Annotated in this window: 23 protein-coding genes; 10 read left to right on the top strand and 13 right to left on the bottom strand. The window is 61.4% G+C overall.

Features of this window, described 5'->3' with window-relative positions; all coding sequences use genetic code 11:
• On the top strand, positions 1-247 hold a 247-nt coding region (locus tag NCCP436_RS08265; RefSeq protein ID WP_220803513.1), incomplete at its 5' end, for an integrase core domain-containing protein.
• 304 nt (positions 248-551) lie between these two features.
• On the opposite strand, the gene ilvN is transcribed toward NCCP436_RS08265, so the two are convergent.
• Together ilvN and NCCP436_RS08275 are read right to left on the bottom strand one after the other, a co-directional pair.
• The gene (gene ilvN, locus NCCP436_RS08270) at positions 552-1,043 is read right to left on the bottom strand and encodes an acetolactate synthase small subunit (RefSeq protein WP_220803514.1); all 492 of its coding nucleotides are present in this window, start codon (positions 1,041-1,043) and stop codon (positions 552-554) included.
• The gene (locus NCCP436_RS08275) at positions 1,044-2,768 is read right to left on the bottom strand and encodes an acetolactate synthase 3 large subunit (protein WP_220803515.1); all 1,725 of its coding nucleotides are present in this window, start codon (positions 2,766-2,768) and stop codon (positions 1,044-1,046) included.
• 403 nt (positions 2,769-3,171) lie between these two features.
• Between NCCP436_RS08275 and NCCP436_RS08280 the strand changes: the two genes are divergently transcribed.
• Complete coding sequence (locus NCCP436_RS08280) at positions 3,172-3,606, top strand: DUF4124 domain-containing protein (RefSeq protein ID WP_220803516.1); 435 nt, start codon at positions 3,172-3,174, stop codon at positions 3,604-3,606.
• Between the two features lie 18 nt (positions 3,607-3,624).
• On the opposite strand, the gene NCCP436_RS08285 is transcribed toward NCCP436_RS08280, so the two are convergent.
• From NCCP436_RS08285 to mrcB, 3 genes are read right to left on the bottom strand one after another with little or no spacing between them, the layout of a single operon-like run.
• Positions 3,625-3,954 (bottom strand): YqcC family protein, encoded by a 330-nt coding sequence (locus NCCP436_RS08285; RefSeq protein WP_220803517.1) that lies wholly within the window; start codon positions 3,952-3,954, stop codon positions 3,625-3,627.
• Positions 3,954-4,643: a tetratricopeptide repeat protein gene (locus NCCP436_RS08290; protein WP_220803518.1), complete on the bottom strand. Its 690-nt coding sequence runs from the start codon at positions 4,641-4,643 to the stop codon at positions 3,954-3,956. Before NCCP436_RS08290 ends, NCCP436_RS08285 begins: the two co-directional genes overlap by 1 nt.
• 43 nt (positions 4,644-4,686) lie before the next feature.
• Positions 4,687-7,005, bottom strand: a complete 2,319-nt coding sequence (gene mrcB, locus NCCP436_RS08295; protein WP_220803519.1) for a penicillin-binding protein 1B — start codon at positions 7,003-7,005, stop codon at positions 4,687-4,689.
• A 115-nt stretch (positions 7,006-7,120) separates the two neighbouring features.
• On the opposite strand from mrcB, the gene NCCP436_RS08300 reads away from it, so the two are divergent.
• The 4 genes from NCCP436_RS08300 to NCCP436_RS08315 all read left to right on the top strand — a co-directional run bounded on the left by NCCP436_RS08300 (position 7,121) and on the right by NCCP436_RS08315 (position 10,369).
• Complete coding sequence (locus NCCP436_RS08300) at positions 7,121-8,683, top strand: bifunctional aminoglycoside phosphotransferase/ATP-binding protein (protein ID WP_220803520.1); 1,563 nt, start codon at positions 7,121-7,123, stop codon at positions 8,681-8,683.
• A gap of 82 nt (positions 8,684-8,765) precedes the next feature.
• Positions 8,766-9,110, top strand: a complete 345-nt coding sequence (locus NCCP436_RS08305; protein ID WP_220803521.1) for a pentapeptide repeat-containing protein — start codon at positions 8,766-8,768, stop codon at positions 9,108-9,110.
• Between the two features lie 83 nt (positions 9,111-9,193).
• Positions 9,194-9,466 (top strand): TfoX/Sxy family protein, encoded by a 273-nt coding sequence (locus NCCP436_RS08310; RefSeq protein WP_220803522.1) that lies wholly within the window; start codon positions 9,194-9,196, stop codon positions 9,464-9,466.
• Between the two features lie 105 nt (positions 9,467-9,571).
• Positions 9,572-10,369 carry a cyclic nucleotide-binding domain-containing protein gene (locus tag NCCP436_RS08315; protein WP_220803523.1) on the top strand — a complete coding sequence of 266 codons (798 nt, stop codon included), beginning with the start codon at positions 9,572-9,574 and terminating at the stop codon, positions 10,367-10,369.
• Between the two features lie 224 nt (positions 10,370-10,593).
• Here NCCP436_RS08315 and NCCP436_RS08320 read toward each other — a convergent pair whose 3' ends face one another.
• The 6 genes from NCCP436_RS08320 to NCCP436_RS08345 all read right to left on the bottom strand — a co-directional run bounded on the left by NCCP436_RS08320 (position 10,594) and on the right by NCCP436_RS08345 (position 15,793).
• Positions 10,594-11,001: a nuclear transport factor 2 family protein gene (locus tag NCCP436_RS08320; protein ID WP_220803524.1), complete on the bottom strand. Its 408-nt coding sequence runs from the start codon at positions 10,999-11,001 to the stop codon at positions 10,594-10,596.
• A gap of 61 nt (positions 11,002-11,062) precedes the next feature.
• Positions 11,063-11,947: a ChaN family lipoprotein gene (locus NCCP436_RS08325; RefSeq protein WP_220803525.1), complete on the bottom strand. Its 885-nt coding sequence runs from the start codon at positions 11,945-11,947 to the stop codon at positions 11,063-11,065.
• A gap of 13 nt (positions 11,948-11,960) precedes the next feature.
• Positions 11,961-12,728 (bottom strand): heme ABC transporter ATP-binding protein, encoded by a 768-nt coding sequence (locus tag NCCP436_RS08330; protein ID WP_220803526.1) that lies wholly within the window; start codon positions 12,726-12,728, stop codon positions 11,961-11,963.
• Entirely contained in the window at positions 12,728-13,714 is a 987-nt protein-coding gene (locus NCCP436_RS08335; RefSeq protein ID WP_220803702.1) for an iron ABC transporter permease, read from the bottom strand. Before NCCP436_RS08335 ends, NCCP436_RS08330 begins: the two co-directional genes overlap by 1 nt.
• Before the next feature lie 50 nt (positions 13,715-13,764).
• Entirely contained in the window at positions 13,765-14,664 is a 900-nt protein-coding gene (locus tag NCCP436_RS08340; RefSeq protein ID WP_220803527.1) for a hemin ABC transporter substrate-binding protein, read from the bottom strand.
• 64 nt (positions 14,665-14,728) lie between these two features.
• The gene (locus NCCP436_RS08345; RefSeq protein ID WP_220803528.1) at positions 14,729-15,793 is read right to left on the bottom strand and encodes a hemin-degrading factor; all 1,065 of its coding nucleotides are present in this window, start codon (positions 15,791-15,793) and stop codon (positions 14,729-14,731) included.
• Between the two features lie 186 nt (positions 15,794-15,979).
• On the opposite strand from NCCP436_RS08345, the gene NCCP436_RS08350 reads away from it, so the two are divergent.
• Both NCCP436_RS08350 and NCCP436_RS08355 read left to right on the top strand, forming a co-directional pair.
• Entirely contained in the window at positions 15,980-18,193 is a 2,214-nt protein-coding gene (locus NCCP436_RS08350) for a TonB-dependent hemoglobin/transferrin/lactoferrin family receptor (protein ID WP_220803529.1), read from the top strand.
• A gap of 117 nt (positions 18,194-18,310) precedes the next feature.
• Positions 18,311-18,634 (top strand): Rieske (2Fe-2S) protein, encoded by a 324-nt coding sequence (locus tag NCCP436_RS08355; RefSeq protein ID WP_220803530.1) that lies wholly within the window; start codon positions 18,311-18,313, stop codon positions 18,632-18,634.
• A gap of 54 nt (positions 18,635-18,688) precedes the next feature.
• On the opposite strand, the gene sfsA is transcribed toward NCCP436_RS08355, so the two are convergent.
• Both sfsA and NCCP436_RS08365 read right to left on the bottom strand, forming a co-directional pair.
• On the bottom strand, positions 18,689-19,396 hold the full coding sequence (gene sfsA / locus NCCP436_RS08360) for a DNA/RNA nuclease SfsA (RefSeq protein ID WP_220803531.1): 708 nt from the start codon (positions 19,394-19,396) through the stop codon (positions 18,689-18,691).
• A complete protein-coding gene (locus NCCP436_RS08365) occupies positions 19,386-20,567 on the bottom strand; it encodes a pyridoxal phosphate-dependent aminotransferase (protein ID WP_220803532.1) in 1,182 nt (393 codons plus the stop codon). The genes sfsA and NCCP436_RS08365 overlap by 11 nt, the downstream gene beginning before the upstream one ends.
• A 247-nt stretch (positions 20,568-20,814) precedes the next feature.
• On the opposite strand from NCCP436_RS08365, the gene dksA reads away from it, so the two are divergent.
• Positions 20,815-21,261: an RNA polymerase-binding protein DksA gene (gene dksA / locus NCCP436_RS08370; protein ID WP_220803533.1), complete on the top strand. Its 447-nt coding sequence runs from the start codon at positions 20,815-20,817 to the stop codon at positions 21,259-21,261.
• A gap of 176 nt (positions 21,262-21,437) precedes the next feature.
• Positions 21,438-22,322: a tRNA glutamyl-Q(34) synthetase GluQRS gene (gene gluQRS, locus NCCP436_RS08375; protein WP_220803534.1), complete on the top strand. Its 885-nt coding sequence runs from the start codon at positions 21,438-21,440 to the stop codon at positions 22,320-22,322.
• Positions 22,323-22,369: the final 47 nt, after the last annotated feature.

The raw sequence follows: 22,369 nt of genomic DNA on the forward strand, positions 1-22,369 counted from the left end.
GCCCTCGGTTGGCAGCAAGGGCGACAGCTACGACAACGCATTGGCCGAAACCATCAATGGTCTGTACAAGGCCGAGCTGATTTACCGCCAGCCGTGGAAGAGCCGCGAAGCTGTTGAGATGGCGACCCTGAAATGGGTGCACTGGTACAGCCACCAGCGGCTGTTGAGCTCAATCGGCTATATCCCGCCAGCGGAGGCTGAGGCAAACTTCCACCAGCAACAAGCAGGTCAGGCCATGGCGGCCTGACTTAAACGAAACGGCCTCCACAAAAGCCGGGGCGATTCACTTCCACCTGAAAAGCCCGGCGATTCTGGTGATCGGTGAAGTAGCTGCGTATGCCAACAGCCATACATTCTGGCCTGCTAAAACTGCTGCAACCAACAATCACCACGGCGGGTAGATTACGTCCCGGGACATGGTGTAGTTGAGATCCAGGCGAAGCCTCGTCAGGCGCAAGAGAAAGGTCGACGTAAAACGCCAACGCCCCGAACAAGTCGGGGCGTTGGCCATTTCTGACAACCTGAGTCTGTAGCCGGAGCGGCCGGCAGAATCAGATACTCAGCACCTTGTCTCCCCGGGCAATGCCGGTGACACCGCTGCGCACGGTTTCCAGAATGGAGGCCGTACCGATGGCTTGCAGGAAGCTGTCCAGCTTGTCACTGGTGCCGGTAAGCTGCACGGTGTAGACGCTACTGGTCACATCCACGATCTGGCCGCGGAAGATGTCGGTAGTGCGCTTGACCTCGGCACGCTGGGCGCCGGTGGCCTTGATCTTCACCAGCATCAGTTCACGCTCGATATGCGCGCTCTCCGACAGGTTGACCAGCTTGACCACCTCGACCAATTTGTTGAGGTTCTTGGTGATCTGCTCGATCACTTCGTCCTGCCCAATAGTAGTCAGGGTCAGGCGCGATAGCGTCGGATCCTCGGTGGGAGCCACGGTGAGACTTTCGATGTTGTAGTTGCGCTGGGAGAACAGACCGACCACGCGGGACAGTGCGCCCGGCTCGTTTTCCAGCAGCAGGGAAATGATGTGTCGCATTTAGGTCCGCTCCGTCTTGCTCAGCCACATGTCACGCATCGCACCGTCCCTGATCTGCATCGGGTAGACGTGCTCGCTGGAGTCCACCGCGATGTCGAGGAATACCAGACGATCCTTCATCGCGAAGGCCTCTTCCATCTTCGGTTTGAGATCCTTCAGCTCGGTGATGCGCATGCCGACGTGGCCATAGGCCTCAGCCAGCTTGACGAAATCAGGCAGCGACTCCATGTAGGAATGCGAGTAGCGGCTGTTGTACTGCATGTCCTGCCACTGACGAACCATGCCCAGTGCGCCGTTGTTCAGGTTGACGATCTTCACCGGCAGGTCGTACTGCAGACAGGTCGACATTTCCTGAATATTCATCTGAATGCTGCCCTCACCGGTCACGCATGCCACATCGGCGTCCGGGAAGTTCAGCTTGATGCCCATCGCAGCGGGGAAACCGAAACCCATGGTGCCCAGGCCTCCGGAGTTGATCCAGCGATTGGGCTTGTTGAATTTGTAGTACTGCGCCGCGAACATCTGGTGCTGGCCGACATCGGAAGTGATGTAGGCATCGCCCCTGGTCACTTCACACAGGGTCTCGATAACAGTCTGCGGCTTGATGATCGAACCATCGCCCTCGTTATAGGGGAACAGGCGACCACCACCGCGCCACTCATCAATCTGCTTCCACCAGCTGGCCACGCTGTCCTTATTTGGAGCCTGACCAATTTCCTTAAGAATGGCGACCATCTCGGTCAGCACGCTATCGACCGGGCCAACAATCGGGATGTCGGCCTTGATGGTCTTGGAGATCGAGGCAGGGTCGATATCGACGTGGATGATCTTGGCATTCGGGCAGAACTTGGCCGCGCCATTGATCACGCGGTCATCGAAACGCGCACCAACAGCCAGGATCACGTCGGCATGGTGCATCGCCAGGTTGGCGGTGTAACTGCCGTGCATACCGAGCATGCCGAGGAACTGGCGATCGGTTCCCGGATAGCCGCCAAGGCCCATCAGCGTATTGGTCACCGGCAGATTGAGCATCTGCGCCAGCTCGGTCAGCGGTGCCGAGGCATTGCCCATGATCACGCCGCCGCCGGAATACAGAACCGGACGCTTGGCCGACAGCAACATCTCTGCCGCTTTGCGGATTTGCCCGGAATGGCCACGTACGGCCGGGCTATAGGAACGCAGTTTGACCTTTTTCGGATAGACGTATTCGAACTTCTGGGTCGGGTCACCCATGTCCTTGGGAATGTCAACCACCACCGGACCGGGGCGACCAGACTCGGCAAGATAGAAGGCTTTCTTCAGCACCTCGGGAATTTCCGACGGGTGCTTGATGATGAAACTATGCTTCACGATGGGGCGGGAAATGCCGACCATGTCGGTTTCCTGGAAGGCGTCGGTGCCCACCATGCCGCTCGGCACCTGACCAGAAATCACCACCATCGGAATCGAGTCCATATAGGCAGTGGCGATACCGGTAATGGCGTTGGTAGCTCCCGGACCGGAGGTAACCAGCACGACGCCGGCCTTGCCGGTCGCACGCGCATAGCCATCGGCCATGTGAGTGGCTGCCTGCTCGTGACGAACCAGGATATGCGTTACCGCCGGCTCCTTGAACAGGGCATCGTAGATATGCAGGAGAGCACCGCCCGGGTACCCGTAGATGTACTTCACGCCTTCGTCTCGCAGGAAGCGGACGACCATTTCAGCGCCGGATAAAAGCTCCACGTTGTTCACCTCTTAAACGCCAGAATGCCACCCGCAACGGGCAGCCCTATGTAGGTTCTTACTGTCAGCAGACACACACGAGGATGATCGTGGATTCGGAACATCAGCTTGACGAGTAACGGAGCAGCCCATGGTCTTGCGGGGCTGACCCTCCCAGCGCGAGGTAACGCGTTGCGGGTGTCGCGGTGCGGCGCGGGTAGCGCCTTTTTCCCCCGAGCTGAAGGACGCTTGCGGCGGACTCCACTACGGAGGAAGGGGTGAATTGTTCGACTTCGGGGAGTTCAAGTCAAGAGATGCTTAGCCTAATCTTCACGTCTCTGCTGTGACGCAGCTCAGGATGACGAGCGCCGGCTTTTGGTTATAGTAACCGCCAGCACCGCAGCTCTCGATTTAAGGAAACCGCATGCGCCACATGATTCTCACTGGCACCCTGATGCTTGCCCTGAGCACGACGGCCATGGCCGGACAGATCTACAAGTGGGTGGACGAGCAAGGCGTAACTCACTTTGGCGCACAGCCTCCACAAGGTCAGCAGGCAACCACGGTAAATCCATCCATACCAGCCCCCCGCCCTACGACCAGCGAGCCGGCACCAAGCAACGAAGAGCCGCTCGACCCCGAGCAGGCGGCCATCGATAAAAAGGTCAAGGAGCAAGTAGCTGCAGAGGAAGCCGAGCGTAAGCAGTTCTGCGAGAACGCCCGCACCAACCTGGCTCAGCTGGAGAACAACCCGCGCCTACGCATTGAGGAGGAAGGCGAAGTTCGTCGCATCGACGAGAATGAGCGTCAGCAGCGCATCGCCGACCTGAAGAAGTCCATCGCGGAACACTGCAACTGATACAGCCTGCGTACGTCCTCAGGACGTACGCGTGATCAACCGGTCAAATTCGCCCAGCAGCGCCTGCAGCCGCTGCGTCAGGCCTGGCTGTTCGCGGTACACCACCTCGGCCATGGCCTGAATCCCCGAAACCGGCGGCAGCGGCGCAGCGCTTTCCAGCAGTTGCTTCATACGTGGCAGAAATATCCACTGCAGCCACTGCTCAAAAGTCAGAGTATCGATACAGAACGGCTCGCGACTGGCCAGCGCCTCGGCACTCGGCGCCTCCTCCTGCCACCAGCCCAGCATGCGCAGCTCACGCTCGATCAGCAGCAACTGCTCAGCCACCTGCCCACTGCGCTCATCCATTACAGACTGACCCTGGCACGCTCACGGGCCTGCGCAGCACCAGACGGATCCCCCTGCCGCTCGCGGGCCTGAGCGATGAGGTTCCACAAGCTAGCCTGCAAAGCCGGACGACCGCTAGAGTAGGTCAGTCCACGTCGGGCCAGTTGTTCGGCCTGCGCGGCATCGCCCTGGGCCAAGCGCACCTCGGCCAGGCGGTAGAGCACCTGCGGCTCGCGCGGCGCAATGCGCTGAGCACGTTCGAGACTGGACGCCGCACCATTGAGGTCACCGCCGCCCTGCTGCTGCTGCGCGGTAGTCAGCAGCGCCAGCACCGGCCCGTCCAGTTGCTCATCGGCTGCCAACGCACCGGAGAGCGGAATTCCGCTGGGCATGGCAGGTTGTTGCGCGCCCAAAACATCCTGCGACATCTGTGCGGGCGGGTCGAAAGTCAGGCCGCTACTGCTGTCCAACGGTTGCGGATCGGTCTGCAGTGGGCTGGAAACCACTCCCTGCGGCACCATCACCACCACCCCCGTGTCTTCTTCGATGCGTTGCGGCGCGGCAGCCGGGGCAGGCGCTAGTGCCGGGCCGGATGCACCGGGAGAAAGCGGAGTACCGGCATCAATAACCGGGATCGCCCCCTGCGGAACCGTGGTACATCCCCCCAGAACCGCCGTTGCCAGCAGGCTGGCAAACCACTTCTTGTTCACATCCAATCCTCTTCAGGTCACACCGGGCCGCACGACCCGGCTTTCATTCCAACCAGCCGCGCACCCAGTCCATCACCGATTCAACCGGTGCCTGAATACCGCAGGCAGGACCGGGAGCCGGCTCGCTGCCGCGAATATAAGGCATCTGCACCGCATTCGGGCAGCCGGAGGCCGATCCCAAACCGCTCTGCCGATCGATCCAGGCCAGAGTCACATTGTCCGGCTGTGGCATCTGCAGTGGCTGCGGATCGGCCTTGCGCATAAAGCCGGCCCATACCTGCAGGGCACCGGTCGCCCCGGTCAGCGGCGTCGGCCCGTTGTCATCGCGTCCAAGCCAGACAACGGCCAGCAGATCCTGGCTGAAACCGGCAAACCAGCTATCGCGCGAATCGTTGCTGGTTCCGGTCTTGCCAGCCAGGCTCAGCGAGGCTGGCAACTGGTTGTAAACCGAGCGGCCGGTACCCTCGCGCATAGTCCGCTGCATGGCGTTCTGCACTAGGTAGATGGCTCCCGGGTCGAAACGCTGCTGGATCTGGAACGGATAGCGCCCGAGCGGCTGACCGTCGGCGGTCAGCACACTGCGAATGCCACGCAGCGGCGTATTGAAACCGCCGTTGGCCAGCGTCTGGTACATGCCCGCTACTTCCATCGGTGTCAGCGCACCGGCACCAAGCAGCATCGACGGATAGGCCGGCCACTTGCGCTCCACCCCCAACCGCTCAAGTGTCTTGAGCACCTCAGGCACGCCAATCGCCAAACCAAGCCTGGCCGTGGAAAGGTTGTAGGACTGAGCCAGGCCCTGGTACAGGTAAATGGTGCCGTGAGCTTTGCGGTCATAGTTTTGTGGCGTCCATACCTGACCGTCCTTCCCCTTGATGGAAAAGGGCTCATCCTTCAACCAACTGGTCAGGGTGTACTGGCTCGGCCTCTCCAGCGCGGCCAGATAAACTGCCGGTTTGATCAGCGAGCCGATTGGTCGCAGCGCATCCACCGCCCGGTTAAAACCGGCAAAGCGTGGCTGGCGACTGCCGATCAGCGCTTGGATCTCGCCCGTTTCCGGGTTGGTAACCACCATTGCGGCCTGCACCTCGTCCACTCCCTTGCGCCCTTCCAGACGCTTGAGGGTCTCGGCCAGTGCCTCTTCAGCCTTGAGCTGGAGAACCGGGTCCAGGCTGGTGAAGATGCGCAGCCCCTCCTCGGTCAGATCCTGCTCCCGGTAGTCCTCGCGCAACTGACGCTTGACCAGATCAAGAAACGCCGGGAAAGAGCTGTCAGCCATACTGCCGCGCGTGGTGATGCCCAACGGCTTCTGTTTGGCCGCAGCAGCCTCTTCAGGCGTAATCGAGCCTTGCTCGGCCAGCAGATCCAGTACCAGATTGCGCCGCGCCATGGCGCGTTCAGGATTGCGACGCGGATTGTAGTAGGTCGGCCCCTTGACCATTCCTACCAGCAAGGCCACCTGATCGAGCTTCAGTTCGGAAACCGGCTGACTGAAGAAATACTGACTGGCAAGGCCAAAACCGTGAACCGCGCGCTGACCATCCTGACCAAGGAACACTTCATTAAGGTAGGCCTCAAGAATTTCCTGCTTGTCGTAGTGCAGCTCCAGCAACACCGCCATCATGGCTTCGGTGAGTTTGCGCAGCAGCGTACGCTCGTTGGTCAGGTAGAAATTCTTCACCAATTGCTGGGTCAGGGTACTGCCACCCTGTACCAGGCGCCCGGAAGAGGCGTTTATCCAGAGCGCCCGGGCAATGCCCTTGGGTGAAACCCCGAAGTGATCGAAAAAATCGCGATCTTCCACCGCCACCAGTGCGTCTATCAGATATGCCGGCACCTGATCCAGCTTGATCAGAATGCGATCCTCCTGGTGCGCTGGATACAGACCACCAATCAGCAAGGGCTCCAGACGGGCCACCGCCAGATCGCGGCCATCAGCCTGGCTCAGGCCTGCCACGTAGTCGCCGGAAAATCGCACTCGAACCCGCTGTGCCGGCTCGCCCCCCTCGTAGAACTGAAAACCGCGGCTGTGCAGCTCTACCTGATTGCCGGATACCGAAACACCTCCCGGCCCGCTCACGGCACTCTCGCGGCGATACCCCAGGGCATCGAGTTCACGCAAGAAGTCACCCTTGTCCAGCTTCTGGCCAACGAACAATTCCAGCGGACGGGCGTAAACCTTGGCCGGCACAGTCCAGCGCTTGCCGGAGAACTTCTCCTGCACGACCGCGTCGAGATAGATGGCGAAGCCAGCCAGAACCACCAGGCCGACCAGAGCGAGCTTGCCGCCCCAGACGATCCATGGGCGAACACCGGATGAGCGAGGTTTCTTGCTTGAGCGAGAGGAGCGTTGTCGAGTCATGGGCGAATTATACGCACTTTGAAATGAGGGTCGGCAGCGCCGCCCGAAAGGTTTGCACAGAGGCTCACAGCAGCCATAATGCCGAGTTCGAACAGTCCCAGCACAAGGATCGCACGTGAGCCAAGCCCTGATTGCCGCCCTACAGAACCCGGCCCTGTATCCGCATCCCGTGGAAGGGTTTCAGGTCATTGAGACCCACATTTCCTGGGTTTTGCTCACCGGCTCCTATGCCTACAAGATCAAGAAGCCGGCCAACTTCGGTTTTCTCGACTTCACCACCCTCGACGCCCGCCGTCATTTCTGCGAAGAAGAGCTGCGCCTCAACCAGCGCCTGACTCAGGATCTGTACCTGGAGGTAATCCCGATCGGCGGTAGCGAGAACACGCCCTGCCTGACTGGAGACACTCCCGCCATCGAGTACGCGCTGAAAATGCGTCAGTTCCCCCAGGAGCAGCTGCTTAGCGCCCTGCAGGCCCGCGGCGAGCTGGCCGCCGCGCATATCGATGCATTGGCAGAACAGATTGCCATCTTCCACCAGCAAGCCCCGCGAGTACCGCTGGAACATCCGCTGGGCAGCGCCGAAGCCGTGATGCAGCCGGTGCTGCAGAATTTCGAACAGATTCGCCCGCTGCTCACCGACAAGGCAGACCTGCAGCAGCTCGACGCTCTGCAGGACTGGGCACAGGCCAGCTACGAGCGCTTGCTGCCGCTGCTTGCCGAACGCAAGCAGAAGGGCTTCATCCGTGAATGCCACGGCGACATCCACCTGGGTAATGCTGCGCAGATCGACGGGCGCGTGGTGCTGTTCGACTGCATCGAATTCAACGAGCCGTTCCGCCTGATCGATGTCACCGCCGACATCGCCTTCCTGGCGATGGACCTCGAGGATCGTGGCCTCAAGTCCCTGGCCAGACGCTTCATCAACAACTGGCTGGAACACACCGGCGACTACGCCGCACTGCAGTTGCTGGATTTCTACAAGGCCTACCGGGCCATGGTGCGCGGCAAGGTCGCACTGTTCCGCCTGGGGCAGGAACAGGACCCGGTGCAACGCGCCGTCATCCTGCGCCAATATCGTAACTATGCCTCTCTGGCGGAAAGCTACAGCCGCATCCCCTCACACTTCCTGGCCATCACCCATGGGGTATCCGCTGTGGGAAAAAGTCATGTAGCCATGCGCCTGGTCGAAGCTCTCGGAGCCGTCCGTCTGCGCTCGGATGTCGAGCGCAAACGCCTGTTCGGCGCTCAGCCGGAATCCGCGCAAGGCCAGCTAGAAGGTGGCATTTATGGCACCGAGGCCAGCCTGGCGACTTACCAGCGCCTGCATCAGTTGGCCCGCGAGGCGCTGCTCGCCGGCTTCCCGGTGGTCATCGACGCAACCTACCTCAAGGCTGCACAACGCCAGGCTGCCAGTGAAATCGCCGAAGAGACCGGCAGCCCTTTCCTGATCATCGACTGCCAGGCACCCGACGCGGTTATCTCCGGCAGACTGGAGCAACGCCAGCGCGAAGGTCTGGATCCTTCCGAGGCTACTCAGGAGGTGGTGCAGGCACAACAGGCCGGACGCGAAGCGCTCGATGCAGAGGAGCTGGCCCACAGCAGGCGAGTTGACACTCACGACAGCGCCAGCCTGGATGCGCTACTGGAACGGATTCGCCAGCGCCTCCCGGGAATCTGACCGGCGCTATCAACTGGCGCTCTGCCAGGCAAAGCCTGGCAGAGCTTCTATACTGCCGGTGAGCCCATCACCGGTATCAGCCATGACCCAGCCACGTCAGCTCGATCATCCGCTCTACCAATTCCTGCATAGCGAAGACATAAAGGGCTTCAATGCCCATAAGCCCGAAGATCAGGTCATCGACCTGTCTGGCGGTGACTTCCGCGGGCTCGACCTGCGCAACATGAACGCCCGCAACGTCGACTTCAGTAACGCCTACTTCCGCGGTGCGGATCTGCGCGGTCTGGATCTGCGAGAGAGCCGACTGGAGGGCGCCAGCCTGGCCCACACACAGATTTCCGGCGCCTACTTCCCCGTCGAACTAGGGGCCGACGAAATCCTCATGTCGGTCAACTTTGGTACCCGCCTGCGCTACCGCAACCGTTGAATTACCGATATCCGGCAAACTCCAGGTTCCCGCCTGAACCCGGCCTTCGTCGAAGGAGCCGCCAGTGCCAGCAGGATGATCCGATGAACGACGAACTTCAGAACCTCCGAAACATAGGCAAAACCTCAGCCCAGTGGCTACATGCCGTAGGCATTCATAGTCTCGATGATCTGCGCCGCCACGGCGCCGTCGGAGCCTTTCTTGCCGTACATGCCCGTGGCTTCGGAGCTTCGCGGGTATTGCTCTATGCCATTGAGGGAGCTTTGCTGGACATACCCTGGACTGCACTGTCACCAGAACACAAAGCCGGACTGAATGCCAAACTGACCGCTGCCCGAAGTGACAACAGGAGCTAGCTCACAACACCATTGCACGGAGATTTACTCGGATCGCGGCGCGGCCTATCGTTTTGGGGACGTTCGTGGTGTCAAACAGCCCAGCCCGTTCAAGGAACTACCGTCATGTATCTACTCGGTGAGCAACCGGCCTACGCCGATCAGTTGATCAGTCGCTTGCAGAGCATCCCTTGCCAACTACTGGAGGGTCTGCAGCAATCCGGGGAGACGCTGCGTCTGGAGCGAACTGAAGATCTGGCCCGACAATTGCCGAGCAACCAGCTTTTCATCATCGAAAGCGGCCTGCTGCATGCGGTGGTCGACGAACGCCCGCTGTTCTACCTGCAGGAGGGCGACCTGGTCGGTCTGCGCCAGGGTATCGAGCTACCCAGCTGCCGCTATAGCAGCGAAGAACCCATCAGCCTGATTCCCTACCTGCGCAGCGAGGTATTCCAGCACATCTATGCCAGCGAACAGCGCCAGGAACAGTTCATCCATTATCTTGTCGGCCATACCGCCCTGCTCTCCGACGCCCTGGCCCGCTTGAGGCAGCCAGAGATCCGCCCAGCCACAGGCTTTCAGCACTTCGCCGCCGGCGAGCCGCTGATTCACCAGGGAGATGAAGCCGACCACGTATTCATCATTATTGAAGGACATGCCGAAGCCTGGGTCGACGGGCAGAAGGTTGGTGACGTACAGAAGGACGAAATTTTCGGAGCAATGGCTGTGTTCACTCGGGAAAAACGCAGTGCCACAGTTATCGCCAGCGAACCCTGTACAGTAATGGTTATTCCCAAGGATCAATTCCTCAGCCTGATGCAGAGCAACCCACGTATCGCCCACAGCCTGATCGAGAGCATGGCACGGCGAATCGACCTACTAAATAAGGAGGTTACCCAGTTGCGCATGGCCGATGAACACTGATCTACGCCATCCCCTGATAGCAGCTGAGAAGATTTCTCAAAAAAAGCCTTGACTTATAAATGAGAATAGTTATTATTAACCCAACTGGTCGCGAGATCAGCCGATAAGCTAAAGAGACCTTCAGTCGGACTCTTCAGGTTATCTCCTCATCAGGCTAATCACGGTTATTGACCCGGCTTTTGCCGGGTCTTTTTTTGCCTGTACGAAACGCCCCTTCCGCCACTTCACTCATCTACCTGCGCCAGCCACTGCGGCAGGTTGAAATGCAGACTGATACGGACGATCAAACCATCGCGAATTTCGAAGAAGGCAGCCACTCGCATCCGATAGTGCTGGCCGCAGGCCTCGGGCAGTCCCTCATCGGTATCGAGGTACTCGCCGCTGACCTGGTATTCGCAGGCTCCGTAATGGCCGTGAGGATCGCTCAGGATCACCAGTTGCTCGCAGTTTTCCCGGTAGCAGCGCAGGTACCGCTCGAGATAGGCGGCAAAGGCTTCCCGCCCCCGCTCGATAAAACCCTGGTTGGGTTCCAGGATCAAATCGTCGTGTACCAGCGCCAGGCAGGCGCGCAGATCCCGATCATTAAGGGCGTTGAAGTAGCGTTGCAGCAGGTCACGGACATCAGCGGACATGACACGGGCTCCCGAGTAGCAAAGCGCGGAGAATAGCCTGCCTGTCGCCAGTAAATAGCGGTTAGGGTCGCAGTTTGACGCAGTGATCCTGCTCCGGCAGCGCCGCCGTGTACCAGACGTAATCGGCCATGGTCGCATCCAGCGGGCGGCCGCTTTCGGCCAGAATCAGCACCACCCCCTGATCCTGCTCGCCAAGATCCGCCAGATGCAGGGGAACCCCCAGATCCTTGCGCACATGGTAGCTCCCCGCCAGCAACAGGCCGGGCTGTGGCGCCGCCTGCAACGCCTCGGCCATGCGCCGGTCACGCTGCTGCTGAACCCCCAGCATTGCCGGCAGTTGACTCTCGGGCAACAACCCGCAGTGCGACTCAGAGATGATTTGCAGCAGCTTCGCCTTCACCTGCTCAGCACCTGAGCGACGCCCCTGCAGTACGGGTCGCTCCCAGTAGATGCGGGTGATTTCGTGGCGTTCAAGATTGGCTGCCAGTAGCGGGTAGGGCTGACGCAACTGATGCACGACCAGCGGCCCATACTGCGACCAGTCCCACCACGCCTGCCAGGCTAGCGCGGTATACAGATCATGCGGGACATGGCCAGCCCGAGCCTGTTCCTGCACCTGCTGCACTTGCGCCTGCTGGCCAGGATCGAGCATTTCCATCAACACGCTGCCCTGCGGACGCAACCGTGACAACTCACGCAGCAGCCACAATTGCAGGGCATGGTGATCCGGATGATCGTGTCGCTCGCCCACCAGCACCCGACGGGCCGGCGCCAACCGCTCCAACAGCTGCTGCGGGCTGAGCGTCTTACCGCTGGCCAGCTCGACGATACGCCCCACATCCGCCTGTTTGTCACTCAAGGGCACCAACGGCTCCGGTGGCGGCAGAGCCAGCGAGCGATGGCATGCCGTCAGTAGCAACAAACAACTCAGCAGCAGGATTCGCATGACGCCCCCGTTTTCAGCGTGCAATGATCAGCGGATGTCCCCGCTCAGGGTGGTGCTGCACCAGCACCTCCAGACCGAACACGGCTCGCAGCGACTCGGCTCGCAGCACTTCATCCGGTGTACCCAGGGCATGAGGTCTTCCCTGCTCCAGCAGCAGCAGACGGTCGCAATAGCGTGCGGCCAGGTTGAGGTCGTGAAGCACCACCAACACCGCCACACCCGATTCGGCCAGCTTGCGCACCGTCTGCAGGCAGGTGTGCTGATGCAACGGATCAAGCATTGAGGTTGGCTCATCTAGCAGTAGACTCTGCCCCTGGCCGCCTGGCCACAACTGCGCCAGCACCCGCGCCAGGTGCACGCGCTGACGTTCGCCCCCCGACAGGGCCAGATAGCTGCGCCCGGTCAGATGTCCGGCATCGGCAGCCTGCAACGCCTGTTCGACGATCTCGGCATCGCGGGCACGACCACTGGCATGCGGCAGACGGCCCATGGCCACGACTTCCTCGACACGAAAGGCAAAGCCGAGCGTCGAACTCTGCGGCAATACCGCCAGACGACGGGCCCTCTCCGCCCCTATCCACTCGGACAACGCCCGCTGCTCCAACAGAACCTGCCCGGAACTGGCCGACAGCTCGCCTGCCATCGCCGCCAGCAGCGTGCTCTTGCCTGCTCCATTCGGCCCCAGCACCCCCAACACCTGCCCCGGCAGTAACTGCAGGTCGATACCGCTAAGTACCAGGCTCCGGCCCCGGCGGATTTCCAATTGTTCGACCTGGAGCATCAGTGTCTTCCCCGCATCAGCAGATAGAGAAAAAACGGCGCACCGATCAGCGCGGTGACAATCCCGATAGGCAGCTCGGCCGGAGCCAGCACCAGGCGTGCCGCCAGATCGGCCAGCAACAGCAGGCTCGCTCCTGCCAGCGCCGAGGCTGGCAATAGCAGGCGATGATCAGGACCAACCAGCAGACGCATCAGATGTGGCACCACCAGACCGATGAAGCCGATCATCCCGGCTGCAGCCACGGCTGCGCCCACTCCCAGCGCCGTGCAGAACACCAGCTCACGCTTGAGTCGCTCGACATCGAAGCCAAGGTGCCGCGCCTCCGACTCGCCCAGCAGCAGGGCATTGAGCGCCCGAGCCCTCCGCGGCAGCCAAAGCGCCACGACCAGCGTAGCCAGCAGCAGCGGCCACAGCCGGACATAGCTGGCACCATTGAGACTACCCAGGTTCCAAAAGGTAAGAGTACGCAGAGTGGCATCGTCAGCCAGATAGGTGAACAGGCCGATGGCCGCACCGGCCAGGGCCGTGAGAGCAATACCGGCCAGCAACATGGTTGCCACGCTAGTCTGTCCATCGCGCCGCCCCAGGCGATAGACCAGAGCCGTCACAAGCAGACCGCCGGCAAAGGCAAATGCCGACAACAGGTAGGGGGACAGCCACTCCGGCCAGCCGCCCAGCGCAGAACCACCGACGATGGCCAGCGCTGCGCCAAGCGCCGCACCGCTGGAAACCCCTACAAGACCGGGATCAGCCAGCGGATTGCGGAACAACCCCTGCATGGCTACACCACACAGCGCCAGCACCATGCCTACCGCCAACCCCAGTAGGGTGCGAGGCATGCGGATCTGCTCGAGAATCAGCTCGACCTGGCTGCCGGCCAGATCCCCTGCCAGTGGCAAGCCCAACAGGCGCGGCAACACCCGCAAGGTATCAGCCAACGGCAAGCTGACAGGCCCAAGCGCCAGAGACAACCACAGAGCCAGCAGTAGCGTCAGACCCAGGACGATGAAAAGCGGGCGTGCCCGACTGGAAGAACTCATAGCTGGCGCCCGACCTCGACGGCAAGAGACGGGCTGGCAGGATAGAAGCCTGCGGCAAGCATCGCCAGGCCATCGGGCATGCGCGGCCCGAGACCGCCGACCAGCAGAGTCGGATCAAGCACCAGCAATCGCCCCGCACGCCCGGCACGAGTCTGCGCCAGAGCCGGGTTTTGCTGCAGCAGCGCACGCTTGGCGGCCTCCCCCTCCAGAGCACGGTCGGCAATAATCACTACTTCCGGATCAAGCGCCAACAGCGCCTCATTGGAAAGACCGCGGAACCCCGGATGGGTAGCCAGATTACGCCCACCGGCATGCTGGATCATCCAGTCAGCGACTGTTTCCCGCCCTCCAGCCATCGGCGTACCGCCAGCATGCCCGAGCAACAGCAGGACTGCAGGCGCATCCTGCTCACGCTGAGCCTGTTCAACCCAGCGCTGCTGCTCCTGCAAACGCTCCTGATAATCGGCGAAAGCGCTCTGCGCTGCAGCCTCATCCCCCAACAGCACACCCAGTCGCTGTAGGTTGGCTTGCAGGGTATCCAGTTCGGGCCGGGCACTCAGCTGCTCAATACGCACACCGGCGGCCTTGAGTTGCTCCAGCACCGGCGGCGGCCCCATTTCCTCCGTTCCCAATAGCAGATCCGGACGCAGAGCCAGAATCCCTTCAGCCGCCAGTTGTCGCTGGTAGCCGATACTTGGCAGCTGGGTCAAAGACTGCGGATGACGACTGGTAGTGTCGGCCCCCACCAGACGCGCCTCCCCCCCCAGTCGCACCACCCATTCGCTGAGCGCACCACCGGAACTTACCCAGCGTTGCGGCAGCGACTCGCCAGCCAGCAGCAGACCGGGAAACATCAGGGCGGCCATCAGGCCGCCCAGAATATGCGCAAGACGCATGACTCTCTCCTTCACACGAGATTGACCGGCCAGGCGCTAAGCCCAGCCGGATGCACGATCAGCTCTACGCCGGCAGGGCCTCAACTAGCGCGCGCCAGTCATCACGCTCTGGCACGCCAGGCTTGCGCGCCCCGAACAGTTGAATCACCAGTTCACCCTCGGCATCGAAAGCCTCAAGGCTGGTGATCACGCCGTCGCTGCTTGGCTTACGCACTCGCCACAACTCCGTAACGCCGGCGGTCTGCAGGTGAAGGTTGAACTCGGGGTCAAGCACATTGAACCAGCTATCCATCCAGCGCAGGTTCTGCACGACTCCGGTATGAATCTGAATACAGTGACGGTTGCCGACAAACACCATGATCGGCATGGCGGCAGCGGCGGCCTGCTCCATCGAAGCAGTCAGCGCCGACAGGGGAAGTTTCTCGGCCCACTGCACACCCGCCAGACGCAGTGCCTGGGTACGAGCCACCTCATGACGCTTGAGCAGCGCGAAGAAATGGTGCGTATCCTTCAGAGCCGCCCAGCCTTCACGCAGCGACTGCACATCAATCGCGGCGTCGTCTTTAAGCTGCGGTGCAGGTGCGGGTGCCTGCAGTTGCAGATCGGCGTCCTGCTCTCCACGGAAACGCTCGACCAACGGCTGCCAGGCAGCCACTTCGCTGCGCTCGGTCAGAAAGACCTTGTGTACGGCAACGCCTTGCTGATCGAACACCTGAATGCTGCGCTGCAGCCCGCGATCGGTATCTTCGGTGATGGCAAATACGCTGGCCCAGCCGGCAAGGAACAGCCGCAGGTCGATATCGGCAGAAACTACCAGCCCCATCTGACCGGAAGCCGCTACGCTCACCTCGCGATAAACACCCTTGCGCTCGTGCACACAGTGTTCATTGCGAGTCAGCACCATCACCGTACCCAGCTCACCGAGCGACGGCAGCATCTCGGCCCAATCCGGACGCAAGCGCACGGCATCGACTGACAAGCGACTGGCCACCAGCTCAGCCTCGCTGACCCCAAGTCGAGCGGCTGCCTCACGGGCACGCAGACGTGGCTGCTGTTGACGAAGTAGCTGCCAGGCCTGGTACAGGTCGGCAGTTGGCTGGACAGCTGTGTTGGCAGTTGCGCTGTTCATCAGGTCATTCCCCTTCTTCACGGACGATTGCCGACCAGGACGACAGGCCACGTCATCTCCGGCACAGGCGAAAAAACAGAATATACATGAGAAGTATTTGCATTAGCCATACGACATGATTAGTGTTTGCGGCAATCGCCAACCAGGCAGTCGCAGAACTGCCCACCGCAATGATGGAGTCTCTTCATGCCCGCTTGCCCACCCTTTGCCCGCCGCCCATGGCTCGCTCTTCTGCTGCTGTGCCCTTCCCTGGCTCTGGCAGCCACGACGACCGAACTGCCTTACGTAGAGGTAACTGCCACCACTGATCCGGAGGCCAAGCCCGGCACCACCAGCACAACTGCGGAAACCCTGGAGCGTCGGCAGATCCGCAGCTTTGACGATCTGTCACGACGGGCCGAACCCGGTGTGAACTTCAACCGCAACAACAACAGCATCAATATCCGTGGACTGGATCGGGATCGTGTCCTGACGACTCTGGACGGCATCCGCCTGCCCTGGCTGAACGACGTCGTCCGCGATGTCAACGGCGGCCTGGACAGCATCGGTTTCGAAAGCCTGTCGAGCATCGATGTAGTGCGCGGAGCAAACTCCAGTCAGTTTGGCTCGGGCGCCCTGGGCGGTGCCCTGCAATTGCACACTCTGAGCCCGGATGACCTGCTCGGCGAACAAGACGACTTCGCCGGCCTGATCAAGAGCGACTACGACAGTGCCGACCACAGCCGAGGCCTGAATGCGGCCCTTGCCGGGCGCATCAACGACACCTCCTGGCTGCTGCAGGCCGGTGGTCGCCGCGGGCACGAACTGGAAAATCGGGGCAATAACGGCGTACTCGGCACAGAACGCACAAAGAGCAACCCGGCCGACAGCGATCAGCAGAACCTGCTGTTCAAGCTCCAACAGAAGCTGAGTGACGAACATCGCCTAGGGCTGACCGCCGAATGGTTCGAGCGCGTGGAAGACTTCGACAGCCGCATCAACCAGGGCACCGCCAACTACCCGAACCACTATGACACCCGTGAGACCAACGAGCGCCGGCGCTTCTCGGTAGACCACCAGTACCGCGCCGCCGACAACAACAGCCTGCTCGACTGGGCAGATACCATCGTCTACTGGCAGAAGCTGTACCGCGAAGATCAGGTGAAGGCCACCCGCGCCGGCACACTTGCCGGCCCGTTCGGACGCCAAAACGAGATCGAGAAGAGCCAATACGGCATTACCAGCGCCCTCGGCAAGCAATTGGGCCAGCACAATCTGAGCCTAGGCGTGGAATGGAGCCGAGTGGTAGCCGAACAGTACAGTGGTGGTTACGACGCCTGCCCGAGCAACCTGGTGCCGCCCTTCCCGCCCCGTCCGGACAGCACGCCGGCCGGCATCTACTACTCCTGCATCAACCTGCACACCAACCAAGCGGAAATGCCGAAGACCCCGGGCACCCTCTATGGCCTGTACCTGAAGGACGAGATCAGCCTGACCGACAATCTGACCCTGACCCCCGGAATCCGCTACGACCGTTACGAGTACCGGCCTGAAAGCGGCACTAGCGATTACGTGCTCGCTGGTGACAGCGTAATGATCACTGACAACAAGGACTCCAGTTGGTCCGGCAGCCTGCTACTGAGCTGGCAAGCCAGCGAGCTGGCCACCTTCTACGCTCAGTGGGCACAAGGTTTCCGCGCACCGGACGTGAATGAGCTTTACAGCACCTTCATCAACTCCGGGATGGGCTATGCCCGAGTCGGCAACCCCAACCTCAAGCCCGAGAAAAGCACTGGCTACGAAGTCGGCGCACGTCTGGGTGACGAGCGCGCAGGCGGTTCCATCAGCCTGTTCGACAACCATTATCGCAACTTCATTGACTCCATCACCGCCAATGAAGAGGACTATGGTTTCCAGCCCGGAGAATTTCCAACTTTCTTCGAGATCATGGAAAACCGTAGCAAGGTGCGTATCTACGGCGCCGAAGGCACTGCTCACTGGCAGTTCGCCCCGGACTGGAAAGCCTGGAGCAGCATCGCCTGGGCCGTGGGCAAGGATCGCGAAACCAATCAGCACCTGAACTCTGTCGCCCCGCTCACTGCCACTTTGGGCCTGAGCTACACCCGCCAGAATCACGGTGCCGATCTGACGCTTACCTCCGCCCGCCGTCGCGACAAGGTAGAAAACGACGACGACTTCAAAGCGCCCGGCTATGGCGTGATTGATCTGACCGGTTACTGGCAGCCGGCCGCACTGGAAGGAGTTCGCCTGCAGGCAGGCCTGTTCAACCTGTTCGACAAGAAGTACTGGAACGCCATCAACGTTCCAGGCAGCAGCAATGGCCGCACGACGCCGCAACCGGTCGACTACTACAGCGAGCCCGGCCGCTCCTTCCGAGTGTCTGCATCCTGGCAGTTCTGATCCGACATGGTGCGTCGTCCAGCGGCGCACCATGCCGAGAAGCCCGCTCCACTTGGCGCAAGGATGCGCCCCCCTTTTTCCTGCGGGATAATCACGGCATCCGCCATGGAGACCGCGATGATCCGACTGTGCTCCCCCTGCGAACTGACCGAAGGCCAGAGCCGGGGCTTTTTGCTTGAACACCTGAATCTGTTGGCCGTCCGCCGCCACGGCCAGGTACACGCTTATCTGAACCGCTGCCCACACCGAGGCATTGCGCTGGAATGGCAGCCGGACAGTTTTCTCGATGACAGCGGCAGCCTGATCCGCTGTGCCACCCATGGCGCACTGTTTCTTATAGAAAGCGGCGAATGCGTGGCCGGCCCTTGCGCCGGACAGTCACTGCAAGCCATTCCCTGCCGAGAGGATGCCGAAGGTATCTGGATACTCCCGCCGCCCTGATCGACCACAACCGACAAGGTTCTCCCAGCGGCACAGGCACTGCTTGTAAGAAACCTAGAGCAGCACCTCGATCCTTCGCTGCAGGTGGATTCCGCCGGGACTGATCTGCGCCGCATAAGCCAGTACCTCGACCCCGGCCGCCTTTGCCTCACGCAGCCCGGCTGCATAGACCGGATCGATCTCCCCGGCCGCCCGTACCGCACTGATGCCCGACAGAGTCACACAGTACAACTGCACGGTTCGCACTCCGGCGCGGGCCAGCGCCGCCAACTCGCGCAGGTGCTTAGCGCCACGCTCGGTCACGGCATCGGGGAAGGCTGCCACCGATGTATCGTCGAAGCCGAGGGTGACGTTTTTTACCTCGACATAGGCCGCTCCCTCCGCGTACTCCAGACGAAAGTCGGCGCGACTGTTTTCCACGCCATAACGCACCTCCCGACGCAATGCGGTAAAGCCGGCCAGCTCCCGGATCACGCCGCTCCGCAACGCCTCCTCCACCAGGCCATTGGCGCGCGCAGTGTTGACGCAGGCCAGCCGCCCCTGGGGCGTTTCGCTGATCTCCCAACTGCCGGGCAGCTTGCGCTTCGGGTCGTTGCTGCGACTGAACCACACCCTGCAGCCTTCGCTCATGCAGTTGAGCATCGAGCCGGTGTTGGCACAGTGAATGGTCATCTGCTCTCCGCCAGCGGTCTCGATGTCGGCGAGAAAGCGTTTGTAGCGCCGCAGCAGGCGCCCTTCCTCCAGCGGCGGGTCAAACTGCATCGGGATTCCAGCTCTGCAGACCACGGGCGATACGCTGAACCGCCTGTTCCAGACGCTCGACGCTCTGGGTATAGGCAAAGCGCACGTGATGGCCGGCCTGGTGACGGCCAAAGTCCAGCCCCGGGGTGAAGGCCACGTGCTCGGTCTCGATGAAGTGCCGGCAGAAGGCAAAGGCATCGCCGCCAAAGGCGCTGATGTCGGCATATAAATAGAAGGCCCCCTCCGGCTCCACGGCAATGCCAAAACCCAACTCGCGCAGAGCCGGTAGCAGGAAATCACGACGGCGCTGGAATTCATGCCGACGCTGCTCGAAGATTGCCAGGCTTTCCGGTTCGAAGCAGGCCAGGGCCGCATGCTGAGCCATGGACGGAGCGCTGATGTAGAGGTTCTGCGCCAGTTTCTCCAGCTCCGGCACCGCGTTCTCTGGCGCCACCAGCCAGCCCAGGCGCCAGCCGGTCATACCGAAGTACTTGGAGAAACTGTTAAGCACAAAGGCATCGTCGTCCACCTCCAGCACACTGGGCGCGTCGCAGCCGTAGGTCAGACCGTGGTAGATCTCGTCCACTACCAGGTGGCCACCGCGCTGCCTGAGGGTACTCGACAGCGCGGCCAGTTCCTCCCGGTGCAGCAGAGTGCCAGTGGGATTGGCCGGCGAGGCTACCAGGGCACCGACGCTATCGCCGTCCCAATGCTTCTCCAGCAGTTGTGGTGTCAGTTGGTAGCGTACCTCGGGGCCTACCGGCACCAGTTTGGCCGCCCCCTCGACCAGTCGCAGGAAGTGGCGATTACACGGATATCCAGGATCGGCCAGCAGCCAGTGTCGCCCCGGATCCACCAGCAGGCTGGATGCCAGCAATAGCGCACCGGAGCCGCCAGGGGTGATGAGAATGCGCTGAGGATCCAGCTCCACCCGATAACGCTCGGCGTAGAAACGGGCCAGCGCCTCGCGCAGCTGCGGCAGCCCACGAGCGGCGGTGTAGCGGGTATGGCCGGCAGCCAGTGCAGCCTGCCCGGCACGCACGATCGGCTCGGCAGTCGTGAAGTCCGGCTCGCCGATTTCCAGATGAATAACATCGTGACCGGCTGCCTGCAGCTCGTTGGCCCTGGCCAGAAGAGCCATCACGTGAAAGGGTTCGATGGCGCGACTGCGCCCGCTATAGAGCTGAGCCATAATTCTGTCTTAAGAGTTGCGGAGCCCGGATTCTAACAGCCCTGCTTCGCCGCACTACAAGGCGTAGCTCCGCCATCAACGCCCTCGTCGGTATTTCTCTGCAACCCACGTGCGAGAAGCAATACAGGGGGAGTAGCGCCCCCCGAAGCGATCTGGTAAGTTCGCCCGTTCTCAGTCGCAGGGCCGGACAAATGTCTGGCAATGGAATAACCTGCGCGATGGACTTGAATGAGTGAGAGGCGCCATCATGCCCACAAAAGAAAAAGCTAAAAGCACCAGCCAGCTGATTCGTGGTTTCGAGCCCTACCAAGAGAAGAAGGGCGAGGAATACATGAGCGAGCCGATGCGCGCTCACTTCACCAGCATCCTGAACAAGTGGAAGCTGGAGCTGATGCAGGAAGTGGATCGCACCGTGAACCACATGCAGGACGAAGCAGCCAACTTCCCGGATCCGGCCGACCGCGCCAGTCAGGAAGAGGAGTTCAGCCTGGAGCTGCGCGCCCGCGACCGCGAGCGCAAGCTGATCAAGAAGATTGACGATACCCTGCAACTGATCGAAGACAATGAGTACGGCTGGTGCGAGTCGTGCGGAGTGGAAATCGGTATCCGCCGCCTCGAAGCGCGCCCCACCGCCACCCTATGCATCGACTGCAAGACTCTGGCGGAAATCAAGGAAAAGCAGATCGGTTCCTGATCGGCAAAAACGGGGCGCTTAGGCGCCCCGTTCAGTATTCGTCTGCTGCCGAGCGAGGTCTCCGCTGCGCCCGCCGGCCACGTGCAATATCCGAAAAAGCACTCGGACGCTTTAAACTGCAGGCCTGCGCCGCAACAACAGACGCAGGATTGTATGAAGCGAACCCACAGAATCCGATGAGCACCCTGTATATCGGGCGTTTCGCCCCCACGCCCAGCGGCTACCTGCACTTTGGCTCGCTGGTCGCTGCCCTGGCCTCCTATCTAGACGCCCGTGCCGCAGGCGGGCGCTGGCTGCTGCGCATGGAGGATCTCGACCCGCCACGTGAAATGCCCGGTGCCCAGGATGCGATCCTACGCACACTTGAAGCCTATGGCTTTGAATGGGACGGCGAGATAGTGCGCCAGAGCGAACGTATAGCCGATTACGTTGCGGTACTCACGCGACTCTACGACCAGGGTCTGGCCTATGCCTGCACTTGCTCACGCCGACAACTCGAGGGCTACGCCGGCATTTATCCCGGTTTCTGCCGCAACGCCTGCCACCCGCAACAGGACGCTGCCATCCGCCTGCGCGTGCCAAATCTGCAGTACCAGTTCACGGATCGCGTACAAGGCGAGTTTCGCCAGCATCTGAGCCATGAAGTAGGCGACTTCGTGATCCGCCGTCGTGACGGACTGTTTGCCTACCAGTTGGCGGTGATACTGGATGACGCCTGGCAGGGCGTGACCGACGTGGTGCGCGGTGCCGATCTGCTTGACTCCACCCCGCGCCAGCTCTACCTGCAGGAACTACTTGGCCTGCCGCAACCGCGTTACCTGCACGTTCCCCTGCTGATCCAACCGGACGGCCACAAGCTCGGCAAGAGCTACCGCTCCCCTCCGCTCTCTGCGGATCAGGCCGGGCCACTGCTGCAACGCGCGCTACGGGCACTGGGGCAACAGCCACCACCTGAACTGCAAGGCTGCCCTCCAGGGCAACTGCTGGCCTGGGGGGTCAGCCACTGGGATGTCACTCGCATTCCGCGCCAACGAACTCTGGCAGAAGCCGAACTGCGCTAAGCGCCAGCATGTCCCAGGCAGCAGCGAGTGGCCGGATCGCCCCGGCT

Origin of the sequence: Pseudomonas sp. NCCP-436, assembly GCF_019656335.1 — a bacterium.
Lineage (GTDB): Bacteria > Pseudomonadota > Gammaproteobacteria > Pseudomonadales > Pseudomonadaceae > Aquipseudomonas.

What these genes read in the sequence shown, in the direction of transcription:
- ilvN (WP_220803514.1), bottom strand. Translation starts at nt 1,043, where the DNA reads ATGCGACACATCATTTCCCTGCTGCTGGAAAACGAGCCGGGCGCACTG.
- NCCP436_RS08280 (WP_220803516.1), top strand. Translation starts at nt 3,172, where the DNA reads ATGCGCCACATGATTCTCACTGGCACCCTGATGCTTGCCCTGAGCACG.
- NCCP436_RS08285 (WP_220803517.1), bottom strand. Translation starts at nt 3,954, where the DNA reads ATGGATGAGCGCAGTGGGCAGGTGGCTGAGCAGTTGCTGCTGATCGAG.
- mrcB (WP_220803519.1), bottom strand. Translation starts at nt 7,005, where the DNA reads ATGACTCGACAACGCTCCTCTCGCTCAAGCAAGAAACCTCGCTCATCC.
- NCCP436_RS08305 (WP_220803521.1), top strand. Translation starts at nt 8,766, where the DNA reads ATGACCCAGCCACGTCAGCTCGATCATCCGCTCTACCAATTCCTGCAT.
- NCCP436_RS08310 (WP_220803522.1), top strand. Translation starts at nt 9,194, where the DNA reads ATGAACGACGAACTTCAGAACCTCCGAAACATAGGCAAAACCTCAGCC.
- NCCP436_RS08315 (WP_220803523.1), top strand. Translation starts at nt 9,572, where the DNA reads ATGTATCTACTCGGTGAGCAACCGGCCTACGCCGATCAGTTGATCAGT.
- NCCP436_RS08320 (WP_220803524.1), bottom strand. Translation starts at nt 11,001, where the DNA reads ATGTCCGCTGATGTCCGTGACCTGCTGCAACGCTACTTCAACGCCCTT.
- NCCP436_RS08325 (WP_220803525.1), bottom strand. Translation starts at nt 11,947, where the DNA reads ATGCGAATCCTGCTGCTGAGTTGTTTGTTGCTACTGACGGCATGCCAT.
- NCCP436_RS08330 (WP_220803526.1), bottom strand. Translation starts at nt 12,728, where the DNA reads ATGCTCCAGGTCGAACAATTGGAAATCCGCCGGGGCCGGAGCCTGGTA.
- NCCP436_RS08340 (WP_220803527.1), bottom strand. Translation starts at nt 14,664, where the DNA reads ATGCGTCTTGCGCATATTCTGGGCGGCCTGATGGCCGCCCTGATGTTT.
- NCCP436_RS08345 (WP_220803528.1), bottom strand. Translation starts at nt 15,793, where the DNA reads ATGAACAGCGCAACTGCCAACACAGCTGTCCAGCCAACTGCCGACCTG.
- NCCP436_RS08350 (WP_220803529.1), top strand. Translation starts at nt 15,980, where the DNA reads ATGCCCGCTTGCCCACCCTTTGCCCGCCGCCCATGGCTCGCTCTTCTG.
- NCCP436_RS08355 (WP_220803530.1), top strand. Translation starts at nt 18,311, where the DNA reads ATGATCCGACTGTGCTCCCCCTGCGAACTGACCGAAGGCCAGAGCCGG.
- sfsA (WP_220803531.1), bottom strand. Translation starts at nt 19,396, where the DNA reads ATGCAGTTTGACCCGCCGCTGGAGGAAGGGCGCCTGCTGCGGCGCTAC.
- NCCP436_RS08365 (WP_220803532.1), bottom strand. Translation starts at nt 20,567, where the DNA reads ATGGCTCAGCTCTATAGCGGGCGCAGTCGCGCCATCGAACCCTTTCAC.
- dksA (WP_220803533.1), top strand. Translation starts at nt 20,815, where the DNA reads ATGCCCACAAAAGAAAAAGCTAAAAGCACCAGCCAGCTGATTCGTGGT.
- gluQRS (WP_220803534.1), top strand. Translation starts at nt 21,438, where the DNA reads ATGAGCACCCTGTATATCGGGCGTTTCGCCCCCACGCCCAGCGGCTAC.